This window comes from Deltaproteobacteria bacterium (genome assembly GCA_021159305.1).
Classification (GTDB): Bacteria; Campylobacterota_A; Desulfurellia; order JAGGSF01; family JAGGSF01; genus JAGGSF01.
In genome coordinates, this window is the sequence record JAGGSB010000001.1 from 1 (window position 1) to 11,330 (window position 11,330).

Annotated in this window: 10 protein-coding genes; all 10 read right to left on the reverse strand. The window is 38.0% G+C overall.

What is annotated here, in order from left to right:
• Positions 1 to 315 precede the first annotated feature (315 nt).
• Genes murG through mraZ form a run of 10 tightly spaced genes read right to left on the reverse strand, consistent with a single transcriptional unit; the run spans position 316 to position 10,884 of the window.
• Positions 316 to 1,374 (reverse strand): undecaprenyldiphospho-muramoylpentapeptide beta-N-acetylglucosaminyltransferase, encoded by a 1,059-nt coding sequence (gene murG / locus J7J10_00005; protein MCD6129328.1) that lies wholly within the window; start codon positions 1,372 to 1,374, stop codon positions 316 to 318.
• The gene (locus tag J7J10_00010; GenBank protein MCD6129329.1) at positions 1,367 to 2,515 is read right to left on the reverse strand and encodes a cell division protein FtsW; all 1,149 of its coding nucleotides are present in this window, start codon (positions 2,513 to 2,515) and stop codon (positions 1,367 to 1,369) included. Before J7J10_00010 ends, murG begins: the two co-directional genes overlap by 8 nt.
• Complete coding sequence (murD, locus tag J7J10_00015; protein MCD6129330.1) at positions 2,439 to 3,752, reverse strand: UDP-N-acetylmuramoyl-L-alanine--D-glutamate ligase; 1,314 nt, start codon at positions 3,750 to 3,752, stop codon at positions 2,439 to 2,441. The genes J7J10_00010 and murD overlap by 77 nt, the downstream gene beginning before the upstream one ends.
• Positions 3,749 to 4,753: a phospho-N-acetylmuramoyl-pentapeptide-transferase gene (gene mraY / locus J7J10_00020; GenBank protein ID MCD6129331.1), complete on the reverse strand. Its 1,005-nt coding sequence runs from the start codon at positions 4,751 to 4,753 to the stop codon at positions 3,749 to 3,751. Before mraY ends, murD begins: the two co-directional genes overlap by 4 nt.
• Positions 4,754 to 4,760: 7 nt before the next feature.
• Positions 4,761 to 6,107 (reverse strand): UDP-N-acetylmuramoyl-tripeptide--D-alanyl-D-alanine ligase, encoded by a 1,347-nt coding sequence (locus tag J7J10_00025; protein MCD6129332.1) that lies wholly within the window; start codon positions 6,105 to 6,107, stop codon positions 4,761 to 4,763.
• Positions 6,094 to 7,524, reverse strand: coding sequence for a UDP-N-acetylmuramoyl-L-alanyl-D-glutamate--2,6-diaminopimelate ligase (locus tag J7J10_00030; GenBank protein ID MCD6129333.1), 1,431 nt, complete (start codon positions 7,522 to 7,524; stop codon positions 6,094 to 6,096). The genes J7J10_00025 and J7J10_00030 overlap by 14 nt, the downstream gene beginning before the upstream one ends.
• On the reverse strand, positions 7,515 to 9,167 hold the full coding sequence (locus J7J10_00035) for a penicillin-binding protein 2 (protein ID MCD6129334.1): 1,653 nt from the start codon (positions 9,165 to 9,167) through the stop codon (positions 7,515 to 7,517). The genes J7J10_00030 and J7J10_00035 overlap by 10 nt, the downstream gene beginning before the upstream one ends.
• A complete protein-coding gene (locus J7J10_00040; protein ID MCD6129335.1) occupies positions 9,164 to 9,487 on the reverse strand; it encodes a hypothetical protein in 324 nt (107 codons plus the stop codon). The genes J7J10_00035 and J7J10_00040 overlap by 4 nt, the downstream gene beginning before the upstream one ends.
• 9 nt (positions 9,488 to 9,496) lie before the next feature.
• Positions 9,497 to 10,363, reverse strand: coding sequence for a 16S rRNA (cytosine(1402)-N(4))-methyltransferase RsmH (gene rsmH, locus J7J10_00045; GenBank protein MCD6129336.1), 867 nt, complete (start codon positions 10,361 to 10,363; stop codon positions 9,497 to 9,499).
• 17 nt (positions 10,364 to 10,380) lie between these two features.
• A complete protein-coding gene (gene mraZ / locus J7J10_00050; GenBank protein ID MCD6129337.1) occupies positions 10,381 to 10,884 on the reverse strand; it encodes a division/cell wall cluster transcriptional repressor MraZ in 504 nt (167 codons plus the stop codon).
• Between the last annotated feature and the right edge of the window lie 446 nt (positions 10,885 to 11,330).

The following is an 11,330-nucleotide window of genomic DNA, read 5'->3' on the forward strand; positions in this document are numbered from 1 at the left end:
GAGTTTTTGTTTACTTTTTGCTCACTCAAAAAGTAAAAAGAATATTAGCCACAGAAAAATATGGTTGATGGTTGATAGAAAGGCCACAAACTAATTATTCTGAGGCAAAAGAAAAGAATATTTAGCCTCTGGATTAAGCGGATTTTCTCCTTCTTTGTCATTCCGTGCTTGACACGGAATCTGGAGTCTGGATTCCCGCGTGCGCGGGAATGACAGAGGAAAAGGGAATGACACAAACCGCAGGTTTGGTCGTAAAAATTCCCTTAGAATTTTGTGACACAAACCGCAGGTTTGGTCGTAAAACACGGCAAGCCGCTAAGAAATCCAGTGATATATTCTTTCAATGCTCTGGTTATTATACAGTTTTCTTATGCCTTTAGACATAGAAAATAATCTATTTTTATCTATATCGGAGATAATTTCACCAATTACATTTCCGTTAAGTTTTGAATCTTCTATTGTTATACTTCCGCCCGTTTCTTCTGCATACTTTGCGTTTATATACTGATGATGATATATCGCATAAGGAAAAGGTACAAAAATTGCAGGCAGTCCCGCACAGGCAATTTCACTTATCACGCTGGCTCCTGCTCTGCTCAAAACCATATCACTTTTCTCATACACCCTTCCCATGTCCTCTATAAAATCATAGACTTCCCAGGATAAATTCAATATTTCATAGCTCTTTTTTACCTTTTTATAATCTTCTCTACCTGTTTGATGAACTACAAAAATCTTCTTCTTTTTGGTTTTCACATACATCTTTGCAAATGTCATCATCGCTTCGTTTATGCTATGCGCACCGCGACTTCCGCCCAGGACCAGGAGATGCAGTGTACCGTTATGTAAAAAATCTCTCCTCTCGGTGCATGAAGTTAATTTTCTTACCGGATTTCCTACCACCTCAACATTACATTTAAAATAATTCTTTGTTTGTGGAAAATTAACAAATACCATATTTGAAATGTGAGAAAGCAATTTGTTTGCCTTTCCGGGGATAGAATTTTGCTCTAAAATTGCTCTTTTCTTCGCGAGCATAAAAGCGGCAAAAACAACAGGAAAAGACACAAAGCCTCCTACGCCAATCACAGCCTGCGGTTTGAATCTTAAAATAATCAAGAACACTCTTATCGTTGCATAAAGAAGAGAAAAAACACTTTTTAACTTATAAAATATTTTCTTTCCCATAAAACCATATATCGGAAGCAAAATGTATTTAAAATCATATTTCTTAAGGATTCTGTTCTCTATACCATGGGAAGAGCCAATAATTAAAACATCCATATCTTTTTCTGTGAGAAGTTCACTCAGAGCAATAGCGGTATATAGGTGTCCTCCTGTTCCTCCGCCGCCTATCAACACCTTTTTACGCATTCCTGCTCACAATACTCAACAAAATACCCATGATAACAAAGTTTGTCACCAAACTGGTCCCACCATAACTCACAAAAGGCAGAGTGATACCCTTCGACGGCAAAAGGCCCACTGCTGTTCCCATATTTATTATTGATTGATAAGCAATGCTTATCCCTATACCCAGACATACATAGCGAGCAAAATCATCTTTAACCCGCAAAGCTATATGAAAGATAGAAAAAATCAAGCAAAAAATAGCTGCAGTAACCACAAAAATACCTATAAAACCAAAATCTTCACCCATGCCGGAGAGTATAAAATCATTGTAAGCATCCGGTAAAAAGAGATTTTTATAACTCCCGCCTCCTTGCGCCCATTTGCCAAATAACCCGCCTGAACCTATAGTAATCAGCGATTGCTGCACTTGAAATATAACGGTGTGATTGAAAAATTGCATCAACCGATGAACCCTTGAGGGGTGAATCAAAATAACAAAAATAGTGCCTGTAATCATAGGGGAAATGCCCAAAATTATATGAAAAATCCTCGCTCCAGCAACATACATAACGGTAAGCACGGTTACCACAATAAGCATAGCAGAACCTATATCCGGCTCTACTATAACTAAAAGAGAAAACAAGCAAATAACAAGATATAAAGGCAAGAACCCTGTTCTGAAATTGATTATTTTATTTCCTTTCTTAGCTAAGAAATGAGCAGCATATAAAACAATAGAAAATCGAGCAAGTTCTGAAGGTTGAAACGAAAAACCGCCTATTTTTAACCATCTACATGCCCCTCTTATACTATCGCCAAACCCAAAATAAAGCAAAAGAAGAGAAAAAAAGGAAAGAAGAAGAAAAAAATAAGAACCCTTGCGCAAAATGCCATAATCCATCCTATAGAATAAATAAGCAAGGATTGCCCCCAGGACTACAAATGCAACCTGCCTCTCAATGAAAAAATAAGGGGTATGCTTATGTGAAATTGAGTAAACAAAAGATGAACTCCATACCTCCAGTATGCCTGCAAGGGTAAGTACGGTAACAGAGATAATTAATAATTGTACATCAAAAGATTTATTAAACACTCTCGTATTTCTTTTTGAATCGAGCAAATTTTCTTTTAAAATCCTCTCCTCTTTCTTCAAAATTTTCATATTGATCAAAACTTGACCCACCCGGACTAAATAGAACGACCTCTCCCTTGGCAGCAAAAGCAAAAGCACCACTAATTGCACCTGCTATATCTAATGCCGGAACAGCAAATACCCCTTTTAATTCCTCGTCTATTCTTTTTCTATCCTCGCCGAATACAATCACCATCTTCACCTTCTCTTTTAAAAGCGGTACTAATTCAGCAAAAGACACCCCTTTATGTTTACCTCCCAAAATCAAGATAATGGGCTTATCAAAAGCCATCACCGCATTTTTTACCGCATTGATATTTGTACTCTTTGAATCATTATAAAATTTCACACCGTCTATTTCGCCCACATATTCCAACCTATGAGCAAGCGTTTCTGTAGTCATCGCTACCTCCCTAATTACATTAATATTTACACCGCAAGCCAAAGATGCACATGATGCGGCGGCTATATTTTCCATGTTGTGTTCACCAAACAATTTTGTATGATCAATCACTATTCTATCACCATTTATGGACAAAAATACACTACCCCTCTTTATCTGTGCTCCACCCAGAGGCAAACATCTCTGGGAAAAAGGTGCTATGCGGGGCAAGGGGTTTATCATCTCCATATCATACAAATCACAATTGAACACAGCACAATCGTTCTTGTTTTGATTAGTAAAAATTTTCAACTTCACTCTCTCGTAATCTTGAAGATCTTCATACCTACACAAGTGATCTTCACTCACATTTAAAAGCACTGCGATATATGGTTTAAACTTATCAATAAATTCCAGCTGAAAACTACTCACCTCCACCACCAGAAAATCCCAATTGTCCTCACTTGCCGCGGTAGTAAAAGGAAAACCTATATTTCCACAAGCCTTTACCCTAAAACCTGAAGCACACAACATCTCCTCCACCAGATGAGCGCAGGTAGTCTTTCCATTTGTTCCTGTAATTGCTACTATAGGGCATTTTACAATCTCATATCCAAATTCTATCTCCCCTATCACGCGTTCTTTGTTGCGTAAAGCATATCTTATAAAAGAATGGTCACGACTAACTCCAGGGCTTACCACTACCGTATCAAATCCAAACTTATAGAAATTTTTTGCTTCATTGCCAAAAAAATAATGCACATTTTCTTTGTTTTCAGCTTCAGGATTTCCTTCATCAAAAACATAACAAGATTCTCCCTGCCTGGAAAGATATTCTACAACCGCCTTTCCACTTCTACCGTAACCGATTACAGCAAATCTCATCCTATCCTCAAAACACTTACAGAAATAACAGCCAGTATTATAGATATAATCCAAAATCTCACTACCACCATCGGTTCGGGCCACCCTTTAAGTTCATAGTGATGATGTAGAGGCGCCATCTTAAAAATCCTCTTTCCTCTTAATCTAAAACTGAAAATCTGGAGAAAAACAGATAGTGCTTCTACTATGAACAAACCCCCAGCAATAAAAAACAAAATCTCTTGCCGAATGGTTACGGCTGCCATTCCTAAAAGTGCTCCCAGAGGAAGAGATCCTGCATCTCCCATAAAAACCCGCGCCGGGTAGCAATTATACCATAAAAAAGCAATAAGTGAACCAGATGCAGCACCTAAAACAACCGTTAATTCTTTCACTTGCCCCACATGACATATATTAATATAGGTAAAAATTATTAATGCTAAAATAACGCAGAGAGAAGGAATAGTAACCATACCATCCAGACCATCGGTTAAATTCACGGCATTGGAGAAGAAAAAAATAACTGCTGCAGCAAACAAAACATAAAAGAACCCTAAATTAAGATCATAACCTACAATGGGGATATATAAATTACTTGAACCGCCCGTTGCAATATAAATCCACCCCGCAATAATTAAAGCAGCAATCCCTTGCAATAGTAATTTATTCTTTATGGAAAATCCCTTCCCCTCTCCCCTTTTTATTTTTAAAATATCATCCACAAATCCTATACAACCAAAAGAGAGAATAACCCATAATGCAATCTGCACAAAGACATTTCCCAGGTTTGCCCATAAGAGAGTGGACAATATCACACCAAACCATATAATTAGGCCTGCCGCAGTGGGTATTCCCTCTTTTGAAAGATGCCTCTTCGGCCCATCTAATCTAACACTTTGACCCAAACCTAATTTTTTAGCCCAAAGAATAAAATAATGCATGAAAATAAAGCCGAATAACAAGGCAGTCACTAAAGCAAAAAAAGCACGTAAAATTACATCAGACACAGAAGCAAAGAACATTTTACAGCTAACCCATCATTTCTACTATTTTTTCCATACGCATTACTCGTGAACCCTTCACAAAAACAGGCATCTGAGTCCTATTCCTTGTAATTAGAAATTTAGCAACCTCTTCCAGTTTGCTAAAAAACAATGCATTATCCTTGTATGTTCTAAACTTCTCTACCGTATATCTCATATTGTCACCAAACCCTATAAAGAAACGAATATTGTCTTTTTGAGCCAGATAACTACCCATTTCTTGATAGACTAAAGCTTTTTTTCTTCCCAATTCCATCATATCCCCTAAAACTACAATAAATTCTTTTTCCATATCACAGATAGAATCAATCGCAGCCTTTACCGCATCAGGGTTTGAGTTATAACAATCTAAATAAAATTTTGTATTATGCAATATCTTCTCTTCCATCCTTAGTGGTAATTTATTAAAGGAAGAAAAAGCCTTCTGCACCAAACAAGGGGACAACTGACATACACAGGATGCAGCAGCGATGGCTGCAAGTGCATTCATCGCATTAAAAGAACCTTTTAAGGGAAGAGTAAATTCCTTTATGCCCCATGCCTTATGTTTTACCAAAATAGTTGAATCTTTCACAGAGAGGAGCATAAAATCTGCATCCTTCGTGCCAAAACTTACTATATTCCCTTTAAAATTCATAGGATTATTTGCTATATACCGAGCCATATCATTATCATCAACATTCCATACAAATACATCCTCACTTCCAAGTAAGTTTAAAACAGAAAGTTTTTCTTTTGCTACACCATCTATATTGCCAAAACCTTCTAAGTGCACCCCTTTAATATTAGTGATTACTGCATGAGTGGGTCTCACAATACGAGAAAGCATCTCAATTTCGCCAGGTGCATTGCTGCCCAGCTCTATCACCAATGCTTTATGACAGTCTTTTAATCTCAACAATGTTTTACATACACCGATAATATTGTTTTCATTGAGAAAATTCCTGTGCACATTACCGAGGTGATATTTCAAGATAGAATAGATAAGTTCCTTTGTCGTGGTTTTGCCTGCACTACCGCAAACAGCTATTATGGGAATGTTGAACCGAATTCTATGAAAATTAGCCAGTTTCATTAAAGCAATCTGTGAACTTTCTACAACTATACAGGGTGTATTATCATCTATGGGCTTTTCAGAAATTACCGCTCTTACCCCTTTTTCTATGGCCTGGGGAATAAAATCGTGTCCATCTTTATATTTTCCTTTTAAAGCAATAAATAAGTCACCTGCCCCCACATTACGCGAATCAATCTTTATCTCTTTTATAAGCAAATCGTCTTCTATATTTAACATCTTGCCATTTACTATTCTGGCAATCTCAGAGACGGTCATATAAAATTTCCTTCAATTTTTCCCTATCGTCAAAGGGATTTTTCTTTTCCCCGATAATCTGATATGTTTCATGACCCTTGCCTGCAATAAGGACAATATCCCCCTCTCTTGCCGTATCTACGGCTATTTTTATTGCATTTTTTCTATCCGATTCCACTATGACCTTTTCTTTATCCTTTATCCCATACATTATATCATCAATAATCGCCTGCGGATCTTCGCTGCGCGGATTGTCAGAGGTGAGAACAATCAGATCGGAAAGATCAGATGCAGCCTTTCCCATCAAAGGTCTTTTTTTCTTGTCTCTATTTCCTCCTGCACCAAAAACAACGATCAGTCTATTTTTCTTTATTTTTTTTAATGCAGACAAGGCATTGCTTAAAGCATTCGGCGTATGAGCGTAATCAATAAAAAAATTCACACCCCTTGAAAAGAGGTGTTCCATCCTTCCTGAAACACCATTTAAATCAGAAATACCCCTAACTATTGTAGCAAAATCTATGTCCATACACAAACCCACGCCGATGCACGCCATTATATTATACAGATTATACTCTCCAATTAATGGACTGTTCACAAAGATTTTCCCATCAGGAGTAAAAATATCTGCCTTAATGCCATGAATATTAGATACAAAAGAAATAGGATGTATATCGCATAGTTTATCAAAACCATAGCTTATAATATGTGTCCTTTTTGCTATTTCTCTTCCCCATCTATCATCCGTATTTACTACTGCCTTTGTCTCTTTATCAAAAAAGGAAATTTTTGCCTTTGCATAGTTTTCCAGAGATTTATAAAAATCTAAGTGATCTTGAGAAACATTGGTAAATACCTTTACTTTAAAATCTACATCCTGCAACCTGCGAAGTGTTATCCCGTGCGCGGAGACTTCCAGGGAAACATAACTCACTCCCCTCTCACTCATGTCATAGAATAATCTCTGCAAATCTAAAGATTCCGGCGTAGTCACAAATGCTTCTTCCTTTATCCCATCATAAAAATACCCTGTTGTGCCCACGATGCCTGTTTTAGCTATTTGTTTAAACATAGAGGCTACCAAAAAACTCGTTGTCGTTTTGCCATTTGTGCCGGTAATGCCTACAATATTTAACTTCTTTGAAGGATGGGAAAAATAGTTTGCAGAAAGATGAGATAGACTTACCCGTGCATCTTCCACCTCTATACAAGGAAAATTACACCTGTAGCAGTTTTCCGTAACGATTACCTCAGCCCCATTTTTTAAAGCCTCAGGAACAAATGTATTTCCATCATTTCTAAAACCCTTTATAGCAACAAAGATATCTCCCTTTTTTACCCGTTTGGAATTGTAGCGAATATATCCTATCTGTTTCGCTCCATCGATAAAGACAGCCTTTTTATATTTAATACCCTGAAGCAGTTTCTTTAATTCCATTCTTTAGAAATTCCCTCATAGCTTATCAACATCTGAGCAATATCTCTAAATACCGGCGCAGCTATTACACCACCGTAACTGGGTCTTGCTTGAGGCTCAAAGAAAGAAACGAGAACGACAAATTGAGGATTTTCCACTGGAAAAAAAGCGGCAAATGATGAAACAGTTTCCTTTCCGTATCCTCCTTTCCCGGGTATCTGCGCCGTACCTGTTTTCCCTGCTATTCTAAGGCCGGAAATTCTTGCCCTTTTCCCTGTTCCTTTCTCTACTACCTTTTCTAATATCTCTTTTACCGCCTGTGCCGTGGTCTGTTTTAAAATTCTCTCCTTTTTCTTGTGAGCTTTATATAAAACAGCTCCTTCTGGTGAAACTATTTTTTCTACCAAATAAGGTTTTATTTTAAAACCACCATTAGCTATGGTAGAAAATGCTGAGCAGAGCTGAATCCCTGTAACAGCAATACCCTGGCCAAAAGCCATATTTGCCAGATTAATATCAGAACAGGAGGTAACATCTCTTACCAACCCTCTGGCTTCACCCGGGAAATCTACACCTGTTTTCCTGCCAAAACCAAACCTCGCAACATAATCGTAAAACCTCTCTTTACCCACATCAAACACCACCTTAACCGCTCCTACATTGCTGGATTTAACGAAAACATCGTCAAAACTCAATTCATCGTATCTATGAACATCATGTATTATATGTTTGCCCACTCTCATACTTCCACAGGTAAACATCTTGTCCCTTTTTACCTTACCTGTGCCTATAGCTGCACTTAATGTGACCAACTTGAATATAGATCCCGGCTCCCACACATCAAGAAATGCACTGTTTCTCTGCTTACTATATGGATAAGCACTACGCAAATTCAAGTTAAAATCGGGGAAGGTGCTGCAAGCTGTAATTGCACCTTCTGGCTTCATAACTATACATAGAGCCTTTTTTGCCCCGTTTTCCTCCACTGCCTTTTTTAAAGTTTGCCGGACAAAAGACTGCACATTCTCGTCTATAGTGAGAAACACATCCGCACCATTTATAGTATCATAAAAATCATCCTTCCTTGACAAAACACCATTCATTCCCATAAGTGCTTTCATATGCAAACATTTTGGACAAAGATAATCATTGTATTCCTTTTCTATTCCTTCTAATCCTTCGTTATCCACATCGCAAAATCCTATAACACGAGAAGCAATATTACCTTCCGGATAAAACCGTCTATACCCATCAATCACTCCCACTCCCCTAATATTCAAACCCTTTAGTTTTTCCAGTGTTTTATTTGTTACATTTCTCTTCAACCACACAAATCGTTTGCTTGATTCCAATTGTGAAAGAAGTTTTTTCTTGCCTATTCCAAGAGCACGAGAAAGTAAGACTAAGTTTTTCTTATCCGCACTAAAGGTGAATGGATCTGCAAACACAGAATAAGAAGGAATATTAAACGCCAACATTTGACCTTTAACATCAAGAATTTTCCCTCGTTTCCCCTTAACCTTAATAAAACGAACCAACCTCTTTTTCCATAAAAGGTTGTTTTGCCTATAATTTACAATTTGTTCATATCCCACCTTAAATAAAAAAAGCACGAAGAAGCAACCTATGCCAATGGCTAAAAATCCAAGCCGCTTTCTTTTCATTGATAGACAATCTGTACATTTCCAGGCTTCATACCCAACTTGCTCAGTTTGGAGAAAACAAGCATAGATGAGTTCTTCTTTGCATATTTAGATTTAAGAAAAGCTAAAGCGTTATCACTATCTTTAATGAGGGATGCAGTATTCGTAATCTCCCACTTTAAAGTACTTATCTTCATGTTTTGATAAAAATTTATGGACAAGACAGCAAAAATTAGAAATACAACGCATAAATAGAAAAGTGGCAAGGCGATAGGTTTTTGTTGTTCCTCATCTTCACAAACCAATTCTCTTCCTAATGACACAGCATAATCTTCAGTCATGTTATCCTCCTATGTCTTTTCCAACCATCTCAGCTTTGCGCTTCTCGCCCTTCTGTTTTTCACTATTTCTTCTTTCGTGGGTAAAATGGGTTTTTTTGATATTAGTTTTGCAACGCCTTCGCTAAGATTTTTTCTAAAGGTTTGTTTTACAATCCTGTCTTCCAGGGAGTGAAAAGAAATAACACACAATCGTCCCCCGCTTTTCAGGAGATTTATTCCTTCTTTTAATCCCTTTTCAAGATTTTTCATCTCGTCATTTACCACAATACGCAAAGCCAGAAAGGTGCGCGTCGCAGGATGTATTTTCCCCCAAAACCTATGTGGTATAGACTTTTTTACAACTTCCGCCAATTGTTTCGTAGTTGTAATCTTCTTCTTTTTTCTGCACTTCAAAATATCTCTGGCAATTCGTCTTGCAAAACGTTCTTCCCCGTATGTTCTCAAAATATCTGCTATATTTTTCTCATTCCATCTATTCACAATTTCGGCTGCGGTGAGCGATTGTCTCCTGTCCATCCGCATATCCAATGGTCCATCACTTCTAAAACTAAATCCTCTTTCTGCATCCTCTACCTGACAGGAAGACATACCCAGATCCATCAAAATTCCGTCTACTCTTTTTAGCCCTTCTTTATGAAGCACTTGACCCATCTTTGAAAAATCTCCATGCTTTACGATTAGCCTCTCTCCCCATCGCGGTTTAATCTCAGTCAAGACCCACTTTATAGCTTCCTCGTCTCTATCCATGCCAACAACCACACCATTAGGAGAAGAAAGTTCCAAAATATGCACTGCATGCCCTCCATATCCAATGGTTGCATCTACATATATATTTCCACTCTCTGGCTGGAGAATATTCATCACCTCCTCAACCATCACTGGTATGTGGTTTTTTAAAAGATTCCCAATTTGGAAAGTTCCTCCATTATCTTTTCCTCGTTTTTTCTCAGCTCTTTAATTTCCTCATACCAGCGTTCCTTTGCCCACAACTCTACATGATCCAAATTACCGATAAACACCGCTTCCTTCTCTATGCCTGCATCATTTCTCAACAAAGGTGGAATAAGGATGCGTCTGTGAGAATCAACTTGAACATCTATTGCCGCTGAAAAGAATATCCTTTTAAACCTGCGTGCCGGTTGACTGGTTATAGGGAGGTTACTTGCCTTATCTTCTATTTTCTTCCACTGCTCTAATGGGTAGCAGTAAAGACATCTATCAAAAAAAGTGAGTACAACTGTACTGCTTCTGGGTATCTCCTTCTTGAACTTGATAGGAATATTAACTCTTCCTTTCTCGTCTATCGTGTGTTCATATCTTCCGCGGAACATTTCTCCCACTTCCCCCCACTTATACCCACCATAAGGAAAAAAATAGTGTTTGTCAAGTAAAAGCAAAGCTTTTCCTTGCAACTGCCGAAGGCAGTTGTCAAGACAATCCTGTGAAGCAGGATTGCTTGCAAACAGCTTTAGCTGTTTGTCAAGCTCATTTCACAAAGTAAAATTCCTTGCAAACAGCTTTAGCTGTTTGTCAACTAAATCCGCAAAACAGGATTTCTTTTGCCTCAGAATAATTAGTTTGTGGCCTTTCTATCAACCATCAACCATGTTTTCCTGTCATTCCCGCGAAAGCGGGAATCCATACTCCAGATTCCGTGTCAAGCACGGAATGACAAGGAAAAGACCGTCATTCCCTTTTTTTTTCTGTCATTCCCGCGCACGCGGGAATCCAGACCCCAGATTCCGTGTCAAGCACGGAATGACAAAGGGGGCACAATCCAGAGGCTAAATTCTTTTTACTTTTTGAGTGAGCAAAAAGTAAACAAAAACTCACCCGCTACAAT